Annotated in this window: 16 protein-coding genes; 3 read left to right on the top strand and 13 right to left on the bottom strand. The window is 58.9% G+C overall.

Annotated elements, in window-relative coordinates:
* Positions 1–68: 68 nt before the first annotated feature.
* The 5 genes from ACR2TX_RS16955 to ACR2TX_RS16935 are packed head-to-tail and all read right to left on the bottom strand — an operon-like array spanning position 69 to position 7,960.
* On the bottom strand, positions 69–1,268 hold the full coding sequence (locus ACR2TX_RS16955) for a hypothetical protein (protein ID WP_434130264.1): 1,200 nt from the start codon (positions 1,266–1,268) through the stop codon (positions 69–71).
* Positions 1,269–1,322: 54 nt separating this feature from the next.
* Positions 1,323–2,396 (bottom strand): galactokinase, encoded by a 1,074-nt coding sequence (gene galK / locus ACR2TX_RS16950; protein ID WP_434130262.1) that lies wholly within the window; start codon positions 2,394–2,396, stop codon positions 1,323–1,325.
* Between the two features lie 7 nt (positions 2,397–2,403).
* On the bottom strand, positions 2,404–3,483 hold the full coding sequence (galT, locus tag ACR2TX_RS16945) for a galactose-1-phosphate uridylyltransferase (RefSeq protein ID WP_077731590.1): 1,080 nt from the start codon (positions 3,481–3,483) through the stop codon (positions 2,404–2,406).
* A complete protein-coding gene (locus ACR2TX_RS16940) occupies positions 3,470–5,245 on the bottom strand; it encodes a glycoside hydrolase family 2 protein (RefSeq protein ID WP_434130260.1) in 1,776 nt (591 codons plus the stop codon). Before ACR2TX_RS16940 ends, galT begins: the two co-directional genes overlap by 14 nt.
* A gap of 30 nt (positions 5,246–5,275) precedes the next feature.
* Positions 5,276–7,960: an FAD-dependent oxidoreductase gene (locus ACR2TX_RS16935; protein WP_434130258.1), complete on the bottom strand. Its 2,685-nt coding sequence runs from the start codon at positions 7,958–7,960 to the stop codon at positions 5,276–5,278.
* Between the two features lie 326 nt (positions 7,961–8,286).
* On the opposite strand from ACR2TX_RS16935, the gene ACR2TX_RS16930 reads away from it, so the two are divergent.
* The gene (locus tag ACR2TX_RS16930; RefSeq protein WP_133718536.1) at positions 8,287–10,104 is read left to right on the top strand and encodes an ATP-binding cassette domain-containing protein; all 1,818 of its coding nucleotides are present in this window, start codon (positions 8,287–8,289) and stop codon (positions 10,102–10,104) included.
* Positions 10,105–10,253: 149 nt separating this feature from the next.
* Here ACR2TX_RS16930 and ACR2TX_RS16925 read toward each other — a convergent pair whose 3' ends face one another.
* Positions 10,254–10,997 carry a ferritin-like domain-containing protein gene (locus ACR2TX_RS16925; protein WP_077731592.1) on the bottom strand — a complete coding sequence of 248 codons (744 nt, stop codon included), beginning with the start codon at positions 10,995–10,997 and terminating at the stop codon, positions 10,254–10,256.
* A 30-nt stretch (positions 10,998–11,027) separates the two neighbouring features.
* Positions 11,028–12,191 (bottom strand): hypothetical protein, encoded by a 1,164-nt coding sequence (locus tag ACR2TX_RS16920; RefSeq protein ID WP_086135538.1) that lies wholly within the window; start codon positions 12,189–12,191, stop codon positions 11,028–11,030.
* Between the two features lie 301 nt (positions 12,192–12,492).
* On the opposite strand from ACR2TX_RS16920, the gene ACR2TX_RS16915 reads away from it, so the two are divergent.
* Together ACR2TX_RS16915 and ACR2TX_RS16910 are read left to right on the top strand one after the other, a co-directional pair.
* Positions 12,493–13,695: an ammonium transporter gene (locus ACR2TX_RS16915; RefSeq protein WP_434130255.1), complete on the top strand. Its 1,203-nt coding sequence runs from the start codon at positions 12,493–12,495 to the stop codon at positions 13,693–13,695.
* Between the two features lie 347 nt (positions 13,696–14,042).
* Complete coding sequence (locus ACR2TX_RS16910) at positions 14,043–14,420, top strand: hypothetical protein (RefSeq protein ID WP_133718539.1); 378 nt, start codon at positions 14,043–14,045, stop codon at positions 14,418–14,420.
* A 114-nt stretch (positions 14,421–14,534) separates the two neighbouring features.
* Here ACR2TX_RS16910 and typA read toward each other — a convergent pair whose 3' ends face one another.
* From typA to ACR2TX_RS16880, 6 genes are all read right to left on the bottom strand, one after another.
* Complete coding sequence (gene typA / locus ACR2TX_RS16905; RefSeq protein WP_077731595.1) at positions 14,535–16,355, bottom strand: translational GTPase TypA; 1,821 nt, start codon at positions 16,353–16,355, stop codon at positions 14,535–14,537.
* A gap of 75 nt (positions 16,356–16,430) precedes the next feature.
* The gene (locus ACR2TX_RS16900) at positions 16,431–17,165 is read right to left on the bottom strand and encodes a glycosyltransferase (RefSeq protein WP_434130253.1); all 735 of its coding nucleotides are present in this window, start codon (positions 17,163–17,165) and stop codon (positions 16,431–16,433) included.
* 232 nt (positions 17,166–17,397) lie between these two features.
* Positions 17,398–17,796, bottom strand: a complete 399-nt coding sequence (locus ACR2TX_RS16895) for a rhodanese-like domain-containing protein (protein ID WP_077731596.1) — start codon at positions 17,794–17,796, stop codon at positions 17,398–17,400.
* 53 nt (positions 17,797–17,849) lie between these two features.
* On the bottom strand, positions 17,850–18,437 hold the full coding sequence (locus tag ACR2TX_RS16890) for a class I SAM-dependent methyltransferase (protein WP_077731597.1): 588 nt from the start codon (positions 18,435–18,437) through the stop codon (positions 17,850–17,852).
* A 15-nt stretch (positions 18,438–18,452) separates the two neighbouring features.
* Positions 18,453–19,826 carry a Trk system potassium transporter TrkA gene (gene trkA / locus ACR2TX_RS16885; protein ID WP_077731598.1) on the bottom strand — a complete coding sequence of 458 codons (1,374 nt, stop codon included), beginning with the start codon at positions 19,824–19,826 and terminating at the stop codon, positions 18,453–18,455.
* A 60-nt stretch (positions 19,827–19,886) separates the two neighbouring features.
* On the bottom strand, positions 19,887–21,251 hold the full coding sequence (locus tag ACR2TX_RS16880; protein ID WP_434130251.1) for a sigma-54-dependent transcriptional regulator: 1,365 nt from the start codon (positions 21,249–21,251) through the stop codon (positions 19,887–19,889).
* Position 21,252 lies beyond the last annotated feature (1 nt).

The raw sequence follows: 21,252 nt of genomic DNA, 5'->3' as shown, positions 1-21,252 counted from the left end.
ACCGCCCTCCTCATACGCAAAAATACCCGCTGTAACCGTCCGCAGACGGCAGGCCGAATCGGCTTCATTCACCGAAGGCCGGCTTGCGCCTCCGGATGCTGCAACTTGCATTCTTGCCGGTTGAAATGGCGTTGCGCCTCCAGAAAATCGTCCAGATACGCCTGATTGATCACCCGCCGCAAAACGCCTTCTTCGTCGGGTTCCACGTCCCATAGTCCGCTATTGTGCCAGTGATGGTCGTTTTCCCAGTCGGTGCGGTCGACTATCGGGTACAGACAGACGCCTTCCACCGGTACACCCAACTGCCGCGCCCCGCACACCTCTTCGGCGATTTCCCGTATCCATTGCCCCCGACCGGCGCCGACATGGCTGGTCTCGCCGATGATCATGGGGACCTGATAACGCTCGTACACCTCTTGCAACAAGCGGTGCAGCGGCATCCGCCTTGGATCGCCGAGATGCCAGTGGAGACGGTCATTCGTTAGATACTCCCACTGATTGGAGTGATAATAGTTGACGCCGATGATGTCCAGGTACTTCGGGTCCCCGCCCAAATCCTCGTCGCGGGAGCCGCGCAACATGTCCCAAGCCTCGAACATGGAAGCGCGCTGCGCCCGCGCCGCGTCTTCCAAATCGGGGCGGCCGGGCGGCGCGATAATGTGGATGATAGGATCGATATGGATGATGCGCGCACGAGGATCCACTTCCCACACCGCTTCAATCGCTTCGATGGCGGCCCGAACGAGCTGGCGCTTCAGTTCGTTGTCCCGGCCCTTGCTGTGAACCGCGTACGGGTACATCAAATCGCTATGACAAACCGCCCAGCAGATGAAGGATATTTCATTGATGGGCGAATATACGGGTTCCGCATTGCTGTGATCGGCGATGAAGCGCGCAGCTTCGGCGGAAAAGCGGGCAAAGCGATGCACGAAAGCCGGCGAAAACAGGTCCAGGTCGTCCGGCCAGCCATAATGGCAAAGGGTCCAGTTGACTTGGACGCCGTGCTCGTTGGCCGCGCGCAACATGGGAGCGAGCGAGGAAAAATCGAATCGCCCGCCGCGCTCGATCAGATGCCAGCGTACGCTTTCCCGAACGACATGAATCCCGACTTCGCGCAGCATGGCATAGTCGCTGTCCACCAGGAGGTCATGGTGCGTGGAATGCACCATGTCCAGACGCTTGCCGGATGAATTGATATGGCTGGCTCCCTCGAATCCTGCCATCCAAAAGGACTTGAGAAGTGCCGGAGCGATGTGATCGGTCGTCATTCAGCAGCCTCGTTGTATGAATTGCGGTCGATTAAGAGCTACGGGGGCACGGGATTACACCAGCACGCGGCCGTCATGCCCTTGAGCGCGGTAGGCGGCAAGGGCCGTCGCCTTCACCGCGGCGGCTTGCCCCGCCTTCGCCAGCGCCACGCAGGCACCGCCGAAACCTGCGCCGGTGAGCCGGGCGCCGTAGACGGCCGGCTGTTTTTGCAATAGCTCCACGAGAAGATCGAGGGCCGGAACCGACACCTCGTAGTCATCACGGAGGCTTGCATGGGACGCATTCATCAGCTCGCCGAACTCCTCGGCCGATACGCCGGACACCGCCAAGAGCACGCGCTGATTTTCGCTGAAGACGTGACGCGCGCGACGGTTCAAAGGTTCCGGCAGGCTCTCCGTTATCGCAAGGTCGCCGATATCCCTGAGGGCCATGACACCCAATCGGCGAGCGGCTTCCTCGCATTCCTGGCGCCGCTGGTTGTAGGCGCTAGCGGCCAGGCGGCGCGGCACGCCGCTGTCCAGCACGATCAGTTCGGCGTGCTCCGGCAGGGGCAGCAAGCGGCGCTCCAGCGTCCGGGTGTCCAGAAACAGCATGTGCAAGACATCGCCGAAGCTCGCCGCCATCTGATCCATGATGCCGCAACGGACCCCGGCGAACCGGATTTCGGCTTGCTGGGCCAGGAGAGCGATGGCGAGGTCGTCTATATCGAGCTGAAACAAACCGCGTAATCCCCTCAGCACCGCGACTTCCAGGGCCGCGCTGCTGGATAGCCCTGCCCCGATCGGAACCTCCGAGCGGATCAGGAGGTTCACCGGAGCTATGGCGCAGCCCGCTTCCCGAAGTACTTCAAGGCAACCTGCGACATAGCCGGTGAACCCATGGGCAATGGCGCCGCCCGCGCGGTAGCGAACCAGTTCGTCGAAATTCGCCGAATAAAATCGGCACCATTCGTCTTGGCTCCGTGCCATTTCGACCTGGGTCCTCTGCGGAATCGCGGTGGGAAGAACATAGCCGTCGTTATAATCGGTGTGTTCCCCGAGCAGATTCACCCGGCCCGGCGCGCCGGCTTCGAGCTCGGGTTCGGAACCGTACAGTTCGGAGAACTTGAGGTGGTCTGCTCCCATCATTCATTACTCACCAAGCCACCGCTATCGCCTTGAGTTCCCTTGCCTTTTCTTCCGGCAATGCGTCATTCGCGAACATGCCGGCGGCGAGCTCGGTGCCGGCCAGATATTTCAGCCGGTCTGCGGTACGGTAGGGCGGATAGAACTCGGCATGGAGATGGCACTCCGGATGCTGGCGCCGATCGACCGGAGCCTGGTACCAAGCCATGAGATAAGGGAATGGCCGCTGCCAAAGCCCGTCGTATTTGAGCAGAACCGTTTTCAGGGCGGCGGCCAGATCGGCCCGCTGCTCGGAATTCAAAGCCAAGAACGACGGAACCGCGACAATGGGGGCCACCCACACTTCGTACGGATAGCGCGCCCATGCCGGCACGAATGCGATCGCGTGCTCGCCGAGATACAGCACCCGCTCGCCGCTCTTAGCCTCCGCTGCGATCAATTCCTGGAGCAACGAACCGCCGGTCTTCTCGAAATGCTCGGCTTCGTTCTGGTGAATGCGCTCGGGAAACGGCGGCACGAAGGGATAGGCATAGATCTGACCGTGAGGATGATGCAGGGTCACGCCTACCTCGGCCCCGCGATTCTCGAAAGGCAACACATAACGCACATCCCGGCGCATGGCGAGGACTTCCGTGCGGCGCCCCCAGACTTCCAGAAGCAACTCGATGTGATCCAAGGGCAATCGGCCTAGGCTACTCTGTGGGTCCTGGGTGAACACGACGACTTCGCAGTGGCCTTTGGCCGGAAGGGTGCTGACCAGGCTTTCGGGCGGATCGTGAGCCTTCCCGGTCAGTGCCGGAAAGCGGTTATCGAACACGGCGATGTCATAGTCGCCGCAGGGCAGTTCGGTGGGATTGTCCGGATCGTCCGAGGGTGCAAAAGGGTTGTACTCCGGCGGCGGATGAAAGGTGCGCCCTTGCCGATAGGCAGCATAGGCCACCCATTCGCCTCGCAGGGGATGCCAGCGGAGGTGGGGATTGAGCCCTTCCGGGGCGGACAGCAGCGAGGGCTGGATATTCCAGGCGATGGGCCGACGGCTGTACAGGCTCAGCGTGCGGCCGTCCGCTTTCATGAGATCACGGGTGTACATAATTGTTTCCGCGCACCGCGCGGGCTATGTCTTCCACCGGCATCTTCGGAGTGCGATCGTCGAATAAGAGGCCGTTGGCCTCCTGGAATGTGTCCGCGAACTGCGTGTAGCAGAAGCCGCTGAACATTGCGGTTGAGCGCACCGCCTCGATGATGGCGCAGGTGCGCTGCTTGTATTCCTCGAGATCGTCGTAGCGTTGATAGCCCCAGCCACGGTCGTAGCGTTCGTCTCCGGGCCGAATGTAAGCCACGCCGCCGAACTCGGAAAGCAGCACCGGCTGGCCGCGGTGAGGGTGCCCATCCAGGGTCAGAATGCGCCCTCCGGCCCAGCGCCGGTCGACCACTTCCTGCAATTTGACCTCGGGTCCGTAACGGGCGCGGATATGGTCCGGGTTACCGTCGTAATCGTGTACGCCGATAATGTCGGTGGCGGAACTTTCCCAACCGTCATTGCCGATGACGAGACGGGTCGGATCCAGAGACCGGGTGAGGTGATAGAAGGACTGAACCGCATCCTGCGGCGCCGGCAACGCGGGCAGATCGGGAACGCCCCAGGATTCGTTGAAAGGCACCCAAATCACCACGCAGGGATGGCTGATGTCGCGCTCGATGACCTCGGTCCATTCTCTCAGCAGCCGATTCAAGGCCTTGTGGGTAAATCGATAGGCACTGGGCATTTCGGTGAAAACCAGGAGGCCCAGCACATCGGCCCAATACAGGTAGCGCGGATCCTCGATCTTCTGATGCTTGCGCACCCCGTTGAAGCCCATGGCCTTGGCCAGCTCCACATCGCGCTTCAACGCATCGCTCGTGGGTGCGGTCATCAGCGAATCCGGCCAGTAGCCCTGGTCCAAGGCCAGGCGCAGAACATAAGGCCGGCCGTTCAGCAAAATGCGCTCCCGCTGTGCGCCCACAGACCGCAGAGCGGTGTAGGAATACACTTGATCGACCACTTGCCCTTCGCAGAGCAGCTTTATTTCGGCATCGATCAGCGTAGGCCATTCAGGAGACCAGAGCAGTTCGTTGCGGAAGTCGTCGATGCCGGGATCGGACAACCCGATCCGTCGATGCACCTCGCCGCCGATGACGTGATAGGTGTCGTTCGCGAGAATTTGCGCACCGCAGCGGAGACATACGGAGACATAAGTCTCATCGGGGTGCCTCCCGGTGACGTAAGCATCGAAGGTGATGTCCCAGCGCTCCACGCTGGGCGTCCAGCGGATTTTTTCGATGTAGTTGTCGCCCACGAATTCCAGCCACACGGTCTGCCAGATGCCGGTGGTACGTGGATACCAGATGCTGTGGGACTCCAGCCGCCAGTCCTGCTTGCCGCGCGGCTTTTCGAGATCATGAGGGTCATCCTCGGCCCACACCGTGATGCGCTGCCTGCGACCGGGCGCCAGTGCGAAGCTGATGTCGGCGCCGAAGGGCGTATGCCCGCCCTGATGTTCGGCCACCTTGACGTCGTTGACCCAGACCCGAGCCTGCCAGTCGACCGCGCCGAAGTGCAGCAGAACCCTGCCGCTGCGATTTTCCGGAAGATCGAACTCCCGCTGATACCAGCACGCCCGGTGAAAACTCGTATCGGCGACACCGCTCCGCTGGCTTTCAGGGGCGAACGGCACCTCGATGGTCAAAGGCCAGTCGGGCACGTCGCGCGGTACCCGGAAAGCCAGTTCATCGTCGAACCGGAAGCGCCACGAACCATCCAGCGATATCCAGTCGGGGCGCCGCAGTTGAGGTCTTGGATAGCGGCTATCCATACCGATCCTTCTACATGTCATTGCGCCGCTCTAGAATTTCAGCGCGCCCTCCGCGGCCGCCGCTGCAGCCAGGAGCACCGATTCGGAAGCTGAACTCATCTTGTGTTGCGCGCGCTTAGTCTGCCGCTCCCGCACCGCCTCGGCGGCCCGCTTTCCGGCGAGGAAGGCGTGATCGGAATTGTAATACTCCCATTCGCTGTAGCGCCCGGCCAAAAGGATGTCGTGTTCGGCAAGCCAGTCCCGGATCAACTTCACGTTTTCGGCACGGACATGATCGTAAATGACGTAAGCATGCGGCAGGTCCACTTGGTTGGCAGCCCAAATCGGGTCTTCAGGGGTGAACATGCCAACCCTCTGACAGTCTCGAATGCAGCGCTCGATCAAGGCGTCACCGTCGCAGGGCAGCGGTTTCGCGGGCGAATAGGTGATCTCGCAGGTGAGGCCGAAACCGCCCGGCGCATTGCAATGGGGGCTGGCGTTGCCCTGCACGAAAATGCGGTGAAATACCGTGTCCTCTGGGTAATAGATCCAATGCTTCTCGGTGAGATGGGGCCGGCCGATCCCGAGATTTACGCAACGTACCGAGACGTGGCGTAAACCCTCGCTCGCCCGGCGGATATGGACCGGCGCTTCCTCGCCGAGGCTACGGACCAGTACCGGCAGCGGCATCGTGCTGATCAAGTGGCCGTACTCGATCTGCATGCCATCGGCCAAGGTTGCGGTATGCCGGTGAGGAGAGATCGCGACCACCCCGGCATTGAGGCGGAGCCGATCGCGCACGTAGGGAATAAAGCCGTTCATCAGCGCCTGAAACCCGCCCCGCAGGGGGTAGCCGAAGCGGGCGTTCGGTCCCATGGGCTTGGGCACCGGCCTCAAGGCGCCCTCGATCATGTCCTCCAGATCGGGCAGCGGTACCCGTCCGCCCAGCCAGGAGGTTTCCATCGCCTTGAGATCCACCGCCCATAACTTGCGGTTGTAGGGAATGGCGAAATGCTTGGCGATGCCGGCGCCCCACACCTTATAGATGAATTCCTCGAAATTTGCGAAGCGTTCCGGCAGTCCTTTCCGAGTGTTCGCAGCACCCCAGCGGACGGTACTTTCCAGGATGCCGTCGCCGCAGCAATCCTTCACGTCCCCGATCCGGCAATCCCGTTCACGGTGCGATTCCCGGCGGTTACCAGCCAGAGTTTTCCGTTCACTCAGGGGGCCAAAACGGGCTTCGATGGCACCGACGAGACACTCCTTGATGACTTCGGGCGGCAGGCCGTACAGACCGCCCTGGAACGGATAGCGGGTGTACACGCCCTTGCTGTAGATCCAGGCTTCCCGATCCTGCCAGTGCACGTTGTCGCCCAAAAGCTTTCGGTATAGCTCGTGCACATACCCATCATTGGAAAACATGATATGCCCGGCATAATCGAAGGTGAAACCGTTCTCCTCGATGGAGCGGCACCAGCCGCCTATGCTGTCGTTAGCTTCCAGCAGCAATGCGCCGGGGGCATGATAAGCGGCGGATAGGCCGGTCGGTCCGGCTCCGATGATGGCAATATCCCACTGCTCGTTCTGCGATCGCATCGAACGGCGGGAAACGGGACCGGAGCCGCGCCGGCGTCCGTGCAGCACTTTGCCGATCTCGTTGGCCATGGACCGTGCGGTAGCATCCCAGGACGTATTCCGCAATACCTTGCGCATCGCCTCGCTGCGCCGGGTGCGATCGTCCCCTTCCGTCAGCGCCCGGTCGCAGGCGGTGACGAATTGCTCGACGCTATCCCCAAGGTGGACGATCTCCCCATAGGGCCCCGCCACGTCGGCGATGGGCGTGCCGACGATCGGTTTTTCCGCCGCCATGTATTCCAAGGTTTTGGTCGGACTGATGAAGCGGGTCGAATCGTTCCGGGCGAAGGGCAACAGGCAAAGGTCCCATCCAGCCAAGAATGCGGGCAGCTCCTCATAGGAACGCTGACCGAAGTAATGGAGGTTGGGGTGCCGTGGCAACTCCGCGGGATCGATCTTGGCGACGGGTCCGACCATCATCAATTGCCAGTCCGGCCTTGTCCGTGCCATGGCGTCCAGTAACGGCAGGTCGATGCGCTCGTCGATAACACCGAAGAAGCCGAGCCGCGGCCGGGGCAGATCCGCTTGCTCGGGATGATCCAGGCCGGCTTCGCGAGCCTTGCCGAAGTGGGCCGCATCAACGCTGCTCGGAAAGCAGTGTACGTTGGGATGGCGGTGCGCCTTGGCGCGATACAGGCTGGGGCCTCCGGTGAATACCAGGTCAACTGCGCGATAGGCCTCCGCTTCGAACTCCAATAGATCGGGAGAGGCGCCCTTGAAAGCGGACAGCTCATCCATGACGTCGTAGACCATCGCCGTGGGCTTGAGCCGACGGGCCAAAGGCAGCGCCATGGGTGTGTAGAGCCAAACCAGGCCATTGCGCAGTTCCTCGCGCTCGCTCAAGTCGTCCATGAGCGGCTCCAGTTCCGTGAACTGGCGATGGTTGAAGCCCGGGTCGAGAATAGGCGTGAAAGGGGTGGCAACAAGCACCCCCGGAACCGGGCGATGAAACTCCCAATGCGCGGCTTCAGAGTGTAGCGGCTCCTCGATAAAGACAGTGGAAAAATGCTTGGCCAGGCGAGACAGCAGATGTTGAGGGCGTTGCCAGACCCAATTCCAACGTAGGTGGGAAAATACGGTCATCTTGGGTGTTTTTTCCATGAGCCCTCCTTGGAAATGGATTTTTCTGCTGCATCGCGAAAAATAGACTATCCAATGAGACCGGGTCCGTTTGTTCGCGGTTCCGAAGTACGGAGAACGCGAAACCCGCTCCAACATCGAATCAAGCGCTAAATCCTTGTTTGTCGGCATGTTCAACGCCTACATAATCCTCCTGATATACGGGACAGCCCCTATTCACCCGAGGTTTCGATCCGCTTAGCATCGGGTCGGATAACTGGCGGTTAGAGCGGACGCGTCATAAGCATGATGCCAAGCCTTGCCGTTGCAATTGCGCGTGAGCTTTGCGGTTTAGGGATCAGGGACAGATGCCAGACACCAAAAATTCGAATACGTCCGAAGCGACACCTCGTTTTCTGAGACGCCCCCTATTCTTTCTCCTGCACTATGTTCGGCGCCGGCCGTTCCATTTCGCCGGTTTGTTCCTGTTGGTGATCGGCGCCGCCGCCTGCGCCATCGGTGTGCAGGTGGGCATGAAGTTTCTGGTAGACGCCATGTCCGCTCCGGAGAGGAATCGGCTGGCCGTCTGGGGTCCCCTGGCACTGTTTATCACTCTCGTGGGTGTCGAGCATGGGCTGTGGCGATTGAGCGGCTGGCTCGGCTGCCGGACCATGGTGAGCACCGGCGTGGATGTGCGGCTCGATTTGTTCCAGCACCTCTCCGGCCACTCCATGTGCTATTTCAATGATCGTATGGCCGGCTCCCTGGGCAACCGCATCAGCGAAACCGCTGCCGCCACGGGGACGCTGTTCAGCGTACTCGCCTGGAATATGGTGCCGCCTTGCACCGATTTCCTGGGCGCTATGATCGTGCTGGGAACTGTCCACGGTGACATGGCTGCGCTCCTGTGCGTCTTTGTCGCGATCGTCGGTGGGGGCATGATTCTGTTCGGGCGGCGCGGCCAACCCATACATCGCCATTATGCTGAACAGTGTTCGCGCGCGAATGGCGAACTGGTTGACGTGGTGGGAAACATCTGGGCGGTGAAGGCATTTTCCGCCCGGCAACGCGAACGGGAACGCTTGGCCGAGCATTTGGGATTGGAAGCCGAAAGCCAGCGGCGGAGCTGGATGTATCAGGAGAAAACCAGGGTGCTTCACGACCTGCTGCTATGGTTGATGGCGGGAACCATACTGGCTTGGGCGCTCCAACTCTGGGCTGAGAATCGGATTACGCCCGGCGAGGTGGTGCTGGTCAGCACGTTGACATTCCGCATACTACACGGCTCCCGCGACCTCGCCTTTGCCTTGTTCGGCACCACTCAGCAGCTCGGGCTTATCGCGGAGACCCTGAGGGACATCGGCAAGCCGCACTCGGTAACCGATTGTCCACGGGCGAAACCGTTCGTGCCACAAGGCGGAGCCATCAAGTTCGAGAACGTCTGCTTCGGCTATGCAAACGGCGATCTCCTTTTCCGCGATCTAGGCCTCGACATTCCGGCTGGCCAGAGGCTAGGCATCATCGGCCCATCCGGCGCCGGCAAGTCGACGCTGGTGAGCCTGGTGCAACGGCTCGACGATGTTCATACAGGCCGCATTCTGATCGACGGTCGGTGCGTGACCGAAATTCCGCAGGATGCTCTGCGTGCGGCTATTGCCGTGGTGCCGCAGGATATTTCGCTGTTCCACCGTTCGATCCTGGACAACATCCGCTACGGCCGCTCCGAGGCCAGCGACGAGGAGGTCTATGCCGCGGCCCGTCAGGCCTTTTGCGATGCTTTCATCCGCGCGTTACCGGAGGGATACCACACGCTGGTCGGAGAGCGCGGCGTGAAACTGTCCGGAGGCCAGCGTCAGCGCATCGGCATCGCCCGCGCTTTTCTGAAGAACGCGCCGATCCTGATCTTGGATGAAGCCACCTCGGCACTGGATACCGCTTCGGAGCTCGAGATTCACCAGGCGCTGGCCAAGCTCATGCGGGGCCGCACCGTGCTGGCGGTGGCTCATCGGCTGTCCACGGTGGCCTCGTTCGACCGGATCATCGTGCTGAGTGAAGGCTGTATCGTCGAGGACGGCAGCCCCGAGGAATTGAGGCGGCGGCGCGGCGTATTCGACGCCATGTGGCAGCTGCAAGCAGGAAACGCCGTTTCTCAGAATCCCAAAATCACTCCGGCTGCGCGGGCATGAATCGTGACGAATAAAATGGGCGAAGCAAAGGCGTTAGGCAATACGATCCTATGGTACGACAGCGCATCATCCTACTACCCTGCAGCCGCCTCGGGCCGACCTTTGCCTGAATAAAAAGCCGAATCCCGAGGCAGCCGCACCGATGGCCGTCAGATCGCCGATACGCCTGCGTGGGACAGCGTGGATTGTTCGTGCCACTGGCGCACCTGCATCAGGTGATCATCCTCCTCCGCAAGCGCCGTCCGGAAATCGTTGGCCATATCATCAAGCCCCATCTCGCTGGTCAATCGGATCAAGAGTTCCCAACCGGCATGATCGACCAGCTCGGCGGTGAGGATTGCTTCTAAGGATTGGTCTATGGAGGTGCGCGGATCGCTCATGATCTGAAGCACTCCGCTCGACGCGACGGCGCTGACGTCCGCACCGGGCGTTTGCGTGGTCGGATCGGCGCCTAACGACTCCAGTGCCTTTGCCACCAGCTTGAAATGCTGGGCCTCCTCTCGCCGAAAACGTTTGAGCGTGTCGACAGAGATCGGCGAGCCGGCCTCGGACGCGGTTTCACATTTGTTAATGAGATAGTCGTAGAGCCGCGTACCGGTGCGCTCGAACGCCAGGCGCTCGCCCAGCTTATCGACCAAGACTTCGGGATGCTTGCCGGTCAGTTTCTGTAGGGTGGCCTGAGCCATACCTTTCAAGGTACCCGGCGGCGGAACCGACCCCACCGGCTCGGCTTCCCGAATATAGACGCTATCGAGTTTCGCAAGCGCCGATTCGTCTCCCGACGAACTCGGAGGAGCCGCCTGCGCCGCGTCTATCATCCGCTGGCTGTCGACCGGCGACATGCCGATACCGGTGCGATTTTTCGAGCTCATCTCGACTGATGTTTTTTCCATGGTTCAACTCCTCAGACGGTTTCTTGCGATTTATGCGACCCTGCGATTCAACTCGGTACCGGGGGACCACTGGTATCCCGCCGCCACCGTTTGAGATGGCGACCCGTCCGAATTCATATGCTGCCGGTAATCCAAGGACGCCGAATCTTCCTGCGACTTATCGACAAATTGAGTGCCGCGGGTGCGCAAGTCCACTTCTTGATCGAGCACCTTGCGGACGAATTCGCGGTTGCTCTTGAACGGAATAGGTTCCGGCAACGTGTCTGAAATGACCTCGGCCGGATCGCGCCTCTCATACTTCTTGAACAGTTCCGACACGTATGCGACATGTCCGAGCTCATAATCCAGGAAACGCTCCCATATCGCCTTGATGCGCGGGTTGGATTCCTGCTCCACGCAGCTGTAGTAGTTGTAGGCTTCCGTCGCTTCGTGCAGCAGCCATTTTTCGAGCCATGTTTCGTTGGGGTCTATGATGGACTCATACTGAGTGACATGCTGCTCCTCGATCGAGGCGATTTCAGCATATAACTGGCGGGCGACCGCATCGGCATACATCGGTCCGACATTGGCGTAGAAATCATGGGTCTGATACTCGGCGGCCATGATCGTCGTCGCATGCAGCTTGCTGATCGCGGCCGCTTTGGTTCGATCGTAGTGCTCGCGCAAATCGTTCTCCGGCGCTCGATGCTCATCCACGGTCGGTCTTCCCGGGATGATGTCCGTGTGGGATTGCAGAATGTTGTTCGCGTCTTTGCCCTCGAGCCGATCCAACAGCGCCGAATAGCGGTAAAGGTGGTCGAAATCCTCCAGCAAGCCGAAGCGGTAAACCTGAGCCAGATAGCCGTCGGGCTCGTTTTGCGCTACCGCCGCGGTGACCTCGACGGCCACTTGCTCGTAGGCGATGGTGGTCTCCAGCGGTGAATGATCGGAAGAAATGAGCCAATTGACGGTAGTCTGCTGATGCTGTTCGGCCCGCCTGACCTTAGCCAGCGGTACCTGAAGGTCCTTGTTCATCCGTGCGCACAGGTGCTGAAAACGTAGCGCCTCCATTTCAAGTCCGTTCATGAGGATGATCCTGACCCGCGTGAACGCCTCGTCATCGAGCTTGCTGATCGGCTTCTGAACCATCTCTTTCCACGTGAACCGTTGCTTTTCAAGGGGAACACCCCTCGAGTCAAAGAGCTTTACGGCCATAACGCCTCCTGTCCAAAAATAAGTCAGTCCCAAGGAAATATCGTTTCGTTTTCGAAACACTCCTGACTATGACAGCGGGAAGGAGAATGGATTCAGGCAAACAATCTAAGTGCATTCACTTACCCTGCATGACGTATTGTTCATCTCTGGTGCACCTCTGTCCTTTTCGCACCATATAGGATCATTCGACGCTGCACCGTTTCGGGAAGACATGCCCCAAAACGAGGCCATATGCTGCCAAGAACAAAAGGCTCGTTTCTTGCTTACGACACCCCGTCCTGAAACCAAAGAGATCGTTTTTATGGAGACAGTCAGTAAAAGCAACGACGTATTCTTCGTGCTACTCGGCGCGGTCATGGTGCTTGCAATGCACGCCGGCTTCGCGTTTCTCGAACTCGGCACCGTTCGCCGCAAGAATCAGGTTAACGCCTTGGTAAAGATCCTGACGGATTTCGCCATGTCGACCGTAGCCTATTTTTTTATCGGCTATTACATCGCCTACGGCGTCCAATTCTTCGACGGGGCGGCACATCTGGCTCAAAACAACGGCTATGAGCTGGTCAAGTTTTTCTTCCTGCTCACTTTCGCAGCCGCGATTCCCGCTATCGTGTCCGGCGGGATAGCGGAACGCGCGAAATTCAATCCGCAAATAACCGCTACGTTTTTGCTGGTCGGGCTCGTGTACCCGTTTTTCGAGGGGATTGCATGGAACAAGAATTTCGGCGTTCAGGCTTGGCTCGAGCAGAGTTTCGGAGCAGGATTCCACGATTTTGCCGGCTCGGTCGTGGTGCATGCCGTAGGCGGCTGGATCGGCCTGGTCGCCGTGATTCTGCTTGGGCCGCGCCGGGGCCGTTATCATCGAAACGGCGACATCTCCGCCCATCCACCATCAAGCATACCGTTTCTGGCGCTCGGTGCCTGGATACTGACTGTCGGCTGGTTCGGCTTCAACGTCATGTCGGCGCAGACCTTGAATGCTGCCAGCGGTTTAGTAGCCTTGAATTCTCTCATGGCGATGGTCGGGGGGACCTTGGCTGCTCTTCTGATGGGACGCAACGATCCCGGCTTCGTACACAATGGTCCCTTGGCCGGTTTGGTTGCCGTATGTGCGGGATCCGATCTCATGCACCCGATCGGTGCATTGGTAGTCGGGGCCGGCGCCGGGATTCTGTTCGTCGTCTTGTTCACCCTGACCCAGAATCGCTGGAAGATTGACGATGTGTTGGGCGTTTGGCCCTTGCACGGCCTTTGTGGGGCATGGGGAGGAATCGCTGCCGGAATTTTTGGCCTGCCAGCGTTCGGGGGTGTCGGCGGCGTCAGTTTCTTATCGCAGTTGATCGGCACCGGGCTCGGGCTTTCCGTAGCCGCGGTCGGCGGTCTCCTGATTTATGGATTTCTCAGGCTTACGGTCGGATTGCGCCTGGACCCGGAAGATGAATTCGCCGGCGCGGACTTAACCATCCATAAAATCAGCGCTTCCCCGGAGAAAGAAGCCGGCTGGTAGGTTCATTCACTCTCGGCCGATTTTTACCGGCCTTTTGATCCTCAAAACGTGGGCAGCATATTGTCGTGCGCCAATAGGTGCAGAGCGTTCTCCAGTCATGTTTTCAAGAAAGCTGTTAGGCCGCGTCTTGTTTCCCGTCACAAGAAATCGCCTGTTCGACGCTTTATAAATGGCAGATTGCAGCCTGTATCTGTAAACTGAAAACAGCAGGGTCGACGCTCTGTTCTGCACCAGGAAGACACCGTGAGGAAGCTCGACGAGACGCGAACTAGATGAACCCTGGCTTGGGCAAAATTTTTGCGCGGCTGCCCGAGAACCGGGGCACGAAAGACAAAAGGGGATCCACGATGAAAAAGGCCGGAGTGATTGGAGCAGGAGTGCTCGCAGCTATTTTTTGGGGCGATGTGCTGCTGGATTTTCTGATCACGGCGGTGGAACTTCTGCTCGAAACCCTCGAATTAGTCACCGAGCATGTCCTGGAGGCTCTCCTTGCCCTCACCCCCTATGAAGCTCAGGCAGTTACCGCATGGCTTGGATTCGGGCTGCTCATGCTCATCCTCCTTTTCGGATTCAAAAAGCTGAACGGAATTTTCCAACGAGCCAAGTCAACCGTTCCCGTTTGGTGGCAGGAACAAAAAGAGCGCGTCCAAGTCAGCTGGTCGAGCATCGGCTGGCAAATCGCCCTCACGGGGATGGCCCTGATACTCCTGCTTCTTTATATCTAGCGGAAAAGCCGAGCACCAGACCTTGGGCAGCCTCGACCGTCCGCCGCGATGACAATCATCCGACAAACGGCCAAGGCAGATATCGACAATCGCGAATGTTCCCTTATTTCTGCATCAGGCGCCCGCCGCACGGGTGGCTTTTTTGCGTTCGTGTTCCAGAAGCAGCTTTTTTCTGAGTCGAACGGATTTCGGGGTCACCTCCACCAGTTCGTCATCGTCGATGAACTCCAGAGCCTGCTCCAGACTCAGTTTGATGGGCGGAGTCAAAATGATGTTCTCGTCGCTGCCGGCGGCGCGGATATTGGTCAACTGCTTGGCTTTGGTGGGGTTCACCACCAGGTCGTTGTCGCGGGAATGGATGCCGATGATCATGCCCTCGTAGACTTCCGTGCCGTGCTCGATGAACAGGCGTCCGCGTTCTTGCAGATTGAACAGCGCATAGCCCAGGGCCTTGCCTTCCACCATGGAAATCATCACACCGTTGATACGCTGGCCGATATCGCCTTTCTTCACCGGGCCGTAATGATCGAAGACGTGGTACAGAAGGCCGGTGCCCGAGGTGGCAGTCATGAATTCGGTCTGAAAGCCGATCAGGCCGCGTGACGGCATCATGTATTCCAGCCGTACCCTGCCCTGCCCGTCCGGCACCATGTTCAAAAGATCGCCCTTGCGCTCGCCCAGTTTCTCCATCACCGCGCCCTGATTCGCCTCCTCCACTTCGATGGTGACGAATTCATAGGGTTCGCAGAGCTCGCCGTCGACCTCCTTGATGATCACCTCGGGACGCGACACGCCAAGCTCGTAGCCCTCGCGGCGCATGTTTTCAATCAGGATGGAGAGATGCAACTCGCCGCGTCCCGAAACCTTGAATTTGTCGGGATCGGACGTGTCTTCCACGCGCAGGGCAACGTTGTGCAGCAGTTCCCGCTGAAGACGTTCGCGAATTTGCCGCGACGTGACGAACTTGCCCTCCTTGCCGGCAAAAGGCGAGTTGTTGACCTGGAAGGTCATGCTCACGGTGGGCTCGTCAACGGTCAAAGGCGGAAGCGGCTCTACGCAATCGACGGCACAAATGGTGTCGGAAATCTCCAGCGCATCGATGCCGGTGAAGGCGATGATATCGCCAGCATTCGCCTCGGGCACTTCGACCCTTTCCAGCCCCTTGAATCCGAACACCTGCAGGATACGGGCGTTGCGCTGCTTGCCGTCGCGGCTGACGACCACCACCGGGGTGTTGGTCCTGATGGTGCCGCGCTGGATGCGGCCGATGCCGATCACGCCCACATAGGAGCTATAGTCCAGCTGGCTGATCTGCATTTGAAAGCCGCCCTCTTCGTCGACCACGGGCGGATGCACCTTTTCGATAATGGTTTCGAACAAGGGGTCCATGTTGCCTTCGCGGATATCCGGGCTGTGGCCGGCATAGCCGTTCAGGGCGGATGCGTAAATGACCGGAAAGTCGAGCTGCTCTTCGGTCGCTCCCAGCCGGTCGAATAAATCGAAGGTCTGGTCCAATACCCAATGGGCGCGCGCTCCCGGACGATCGATTTTATTGATGACGACGATGGGCTTGAGCCCCAGGGCGAACGCCTTCTGCGTCACGAAACGGGTCTGCGGCATCGGGCCGTCTACCGCATCGACCAAGAGCAGCACGGAATCGACCATGGACAAAACGCGTTCGACTTCGCCGCCGAAGTCGGCGTGGCCGGGGGTATCGACGATGTTGATGTGATAGCCGTTCCAGTCGATGGCGGTGTTCTTGGCCAGAATGGTGATACCGCGCTCCTTCTCCAGGGCGTTCGAGTCCATGACCCGTTCCTCCACTTTTTCGTGGGCGGCGAACGTGCCGGATTGCTGGAGCAGCTTATCGACCAGAGTGGTCTTGCCGTGGTCTACGTGGGCGATGATGGCGATATTGCGAAGTTTTTCGATCATAAATCGGAAAAAGGATGGATGGTGGGGGCGGGGAGCCGGGTAAAACCGGTTATTCTACCAGATTTTAAAGCTCACTCAGTCCTGAGCGGACGCACCGCTTTCGCCCTGCTGGACATGCGACCAGTAACCCCAATCCAGTCTGCGCCAGCGGGCAGGAATCAGGTCGCAATAAAGGAATAAGCACCGGACAACAGAGTGAAGCGTCTTGCGGAACACGCCCCGCTCCAGACGACGATGATCCATTGCATATACGGGCAGATCCGGTGCGAACGCGGTGCGGTAGCCGGCGCGTTTGATGCGCCAGACCAGTTCGGAGTCCTCGTTACAAATCAGTTCGGGGTCGAATCCGCCCACCTCCGTCACGATACTGCGCCTGACCAGCAAATTGGAGCCGCTCGCCGCAGGAATTCCCATTTTGTGAGATATCCATTGCCCGTGGGCGAACCAGCGGTAATATCGGCGAAATCGATTGTGCGACAGTTTTGGACCGTAGACGCAGTCGAATTCCGCATATCCGGCGAGTGCCCGAAAGTAGGTTGGTGGGAATACCACGTCTGCGTCCGTAAACAAGACCCATCCGGTTCCGGCCAACTCCATACCGATCTGACGAGCTTCCGATATCGTGCTTTTCAGCCTCACAATTTGGGTGAACTCCGGCGAACGGTGGCGAGCGACGATTTCCGCAGTTCGGTCGTCCCCGGCATCCACGACAATGAGACGACAGCGATCCGGTAACGACGACAGAAAATGAGCGATGTTTATCTCTTCGTTCAGCGTCGGCAGCACAACCGTGATATCACTCGATTGCATGAAAACCCCTCTGATCCCTTCTCTATCGTTTTTGCGATGCATGAGGCGACTATCATTAACATCGCCATGTTGCAAAACGAAGAACGGTAGCCGGTTTAAAGGGATTTATCGCAGGTCGAGCCTTTGATATGCGGATACGGACGCAGGGGGGTGCGAAGCTCCTATCGGATGCGCGCCTTCCCCATTTCCGTGTGCGTTAGGGCGTTTAAAGTGACGGGCTCTTTCGTCCCTATCAGCTTTGCTCCCAAGGAAGCCCATGATAACGCCAGCCGCCGACGCTGCTACGATGTTTCTGTTCGTCGAGAGGGCCTTCGAAGCCTTGCTCGATATTCGTAAGATCCGAATAGCCTTCGGCTGCCAAGGCATTGGCGGCATCGAGCGAACGCTGCCCGCTGCGGCACAATAAGAAAATCGGGGTATCGGCGTTCGGAGCGATTTGGCGAACGCGATTCACGAAGTCCGGATTGGGCTTCCAGTCCGGCGCCCATTTCCACGGAATGTTGATGGCGCCGCACGGATGCCCGACATAGGAGAATTCCAAAGGATCGCGGACATCCAGCAGCACGGCACCGCTTTGTTCCCTGAAAGCATTCCACGCGTTGGGCGGAGTTAAGCTTTTTACAGACGACATCTTGGTACTCCTGAAGAGTTGATTCACGTGAGCAAGGTACCGCTACACGGCGCCTATGCCTTTTGCCCCACAAAAAAAGCCTCGTTGCGACTGCCTCGGTTCAAATCGCCGATTTGCCCTTCTTCCCGATAAAACACGAGTCTGAGGCTGCCAAACAGCCGAGGCAGTTCGTTCGTATCGAGAAGAAAAGCCGGATTTGTAGGCCCGATCCCGGCAGCTTTGTCTCGTGTGTAAGTCTGATAGAAGAGCAAGCCGCCGGGTTTCAGCGCCTTTGTAATAGCCAAGGTCAAAGACCGTTCCAAAAAGCGGCTGATGACGATGACGTCGAAGGATTCCGCCGTGGGAGGCAACTCGACCACGTCTCTGGTCTCGGCGCGGAGACCCAGACCGAGCCGTCGGGCATGAACGTTCAGCCGGCTGATCGCCTCCGGAGAAATATCCCATGCCTGGGTCTCCAGCCCTCGCCGCGCAAGAAACAACGCGTTTCCTCCCAGCCCGCAAGCCAAGTCCAAGGCGGTTCCGGATTCAGGGAGAAGATGCGCATTATCCGCCAAAACCGGTGCCGGCTCGGGAATCGCGTCGCCGGCTCCCCGGTAGATCCGGTCCCATTTGTCTCGAATCGGAAACCCGTCGTCGGTCATAGATAATCTCCGGAATCAGACCGGTACATCGGTAGCTTGAAAGATTTGTTCGACCATGGGAATAAGTTTCTTGTCGAGTAGGAACATGATGACGTGATCACCCTCCTCGATCACCGTGTCGTGGTGAACCTGAATCACCTCGTCCCCCCTGACCAAGGCCCCCATCACCACGCCCGGCGGAATGTTGATCTTGTCGATGGGTATGCCGACCACCTTCGAGCTGCCGCGGCGCCCGTGGGCGACCGCTTCGATCGCTTCCGAGGCGCCATGCCGAAGGGAGTGGACCTGAACGATATCGCCGCGCCGAACATAACGCAGCAAGGCGCTGATGGTCGCCTGCTGCGGAGAAAGGACGAGGTCCACCAGTGAGGAATCGACGAGGTCCGCGTAAGCGCTCTTGTTCACCAGGCTGATCACCCGGCGGGCACCCAGGCGTTTGGCCAACATGGCGGACAAAATATTGGCTTCGTCGTCGTTGGTAATGGCGCAGAAAATATCGGTGTTCTCGATGTTTTCGCTGAGCAGAAGCTCCTTGTCCGAAGCATCGCCCGCCAATACCACCGTATTGCTCAGATCGGCGGCGATTTTCTGGGCGCGCTTATAATCCTTTTCTACGAGCTTGACCTGATAACGCCCCTCCAGCGCTTGAGCCACGCGCTTGCCGATGTGTCCGCCGCCGGCGAACATCAGTCGCTTGTAAGGCCGTTCGAGCTCTCTGAGCTCGCTCATGACCGCTTTGATTTCTTCGGATGATGCGGCGAAAAATACCTCGTCATCCGCCTGAATAATGGTTTTTCCGTTCGGGATGACAGGCAGGCCGTTTCGAAAAATTGCCGTGATGCGCGCATGGACATTCGGCATGTGCTGATGAAGCTCGCGGATTTCCCGCCCGACCAGCGGCCCGCCTTGATGGGCCCTGACCGACACCAGCCGGACGCGGCCCTCGGCAAAATCCAGGACTTGCGAGGCCCCCGGATACTTGAGCAGCCGCTCGATGAATTGCGTGATGATCTGCTCCGGGCTGATGACGACGTCGATAGGAATGGTCTCGGGGGAAAAAATGCCCGGATAGCTGAAATATTCGATGGCGCGGACCCGGGCGATCTTTCGCGGAATCTTGAACAGGATATCCGCCATCTGACAGGCCAGCATATTGGTTTCATCGTCGCTGGTGACGGCGATGAGCATATCGGCCTCATCCGCCCCGGCTCGCTTCAATACCGTGGGATGCGCCGCATTGCCCTGAACCGTGCCGATGTCGAACCGGTCTTGCAAATCCTTCAATAAGGCGGGCTGCGTATCGACCATGACGATATCGTTAGCCTCGCTCGCCAAGCTGGCGAGCACGCTGCTTCCGACCTGCCCGGCGCCAAGTATGATTATTTTCATTATCGAGAGCAGAAGTTAGAGAAACTAAGACAGGAAACGGCAAATTCGAGAGCCGCGATGCTATCGCTTTTCTCTGAATTTGATCCCAAGCGAATTGAGCTTGCGATACAAATGAGTACGCTCGAGGCCGATGGCATGTGAAAGACGGGCAACGCTGCCGCTGTATTTTTCCAGGTGATACTCGAGATAAGCCTTTTCGAACCGTTCGCGCGCCTCTTTGAGCGGCAGGTCATAAAAATCGGGCTGGCCCACGGCTGCGCCGACTTCCCCCAAGGACTCGCCGAGCGCCGCCTTCACTTCGTCCAGCTCTACCTCTTCCCCGCTGCCCAGGATCAAGAGGCGCTGCACCAGATTCTTGAGCTCGCGGATATTGCCATGCCACGGATAATTCCGCAAAAAGTTCTGGACCGGAACGGGAAACTTCCGGAACGGCAATTTCTCCCGGCTCACGAAGTAATCCACATAAAATCGCAGCAGCTCGGGCACATCTTCGCTGTGTTCGCGCAAGGGCGGGACCTTGAGCGTGACGACGTTCAGCAGGTAATAGAGCTCGCGCCTGAAACGGCCGGCTCGCACCTCTTCTTCCAACGATTTTCGGGTCGATGCGACGATGCGGACATCCACGTTGATCAGTTCACTGCCGCCCACCCGCGAGAATGAACTCGATTCCAGTGCGCTAAGTAGGCGCAACTGCGTTTCCTCTTCCATATCGGCCACTTCGTCCAGGAATAACGTTCCGCCGTGCGCCTGCTCCAGCAATCCGTAGTGAATCCGCCCGTCTTCCATCCTGCCGAAAAATTCCACTGCCGAGTACTGCGGCGCGATCGTGCCTACGCCCACGTCTACGAAAGGGCCGTCGCGCCGCGCGCTGTTGGCATGAAGATAACGCGCCAGGGTTTCTTTCCCGGAACCGGGCTCACCTACGAACAACACGCGGGCATCGTGCTGCGCCAAACGCTTGATTTGATCGCGGAGGCGCTCCATGGCGGCACTCTTGCCGACGGGTTCGATCGGGATGTCCACCCGCCGCTTCAATCCGATGTTTTCCCGCTTAAGCCTAGCGTTTTCCAGGGCTCGCTCGACGGTCACCAGCAGTTTGGCCAGCGACAAAGGTTTCTCGAGAAAATCGTACGCGCCCAGCCGGGTCGCTTCGACCGCGGTTTCGACCGTTGCATGGCCGGACATCATGATAACAGGGCATAGCTGGTCATCCCGGAGCCACTCTTTCAGCAGAGTGATGCCGTCCTCGTCCGGCATCCAGATATCCAGCAAAATCAGATCCGGCATGCGTTCCGCCCTGAGCTTGCGCGCAACGCTCGCGTTTTCGGCCGCGGCAACCCGATAGCCCTCGTCTTCCAGAATCTCCTGGAGCAATTGGCGAATGTCCGGCTCGTCATCCACCACCAAAATATTCGCTTTGACCACC

Origin of the sequence: Methylocaldum sp. GT1BB (assembly GCF_051027545.1) — a bacterium.
In the GTDB taxonomy this organism is placed as follows: Bacteria; Pseudomonadota; Gammaproteobacteria; order Methylococcales; family Methylococcaceae; genus Methylocaldum.
This window is presented reverse-complemented; position numbering and strand designations above follow the sequence as displayed.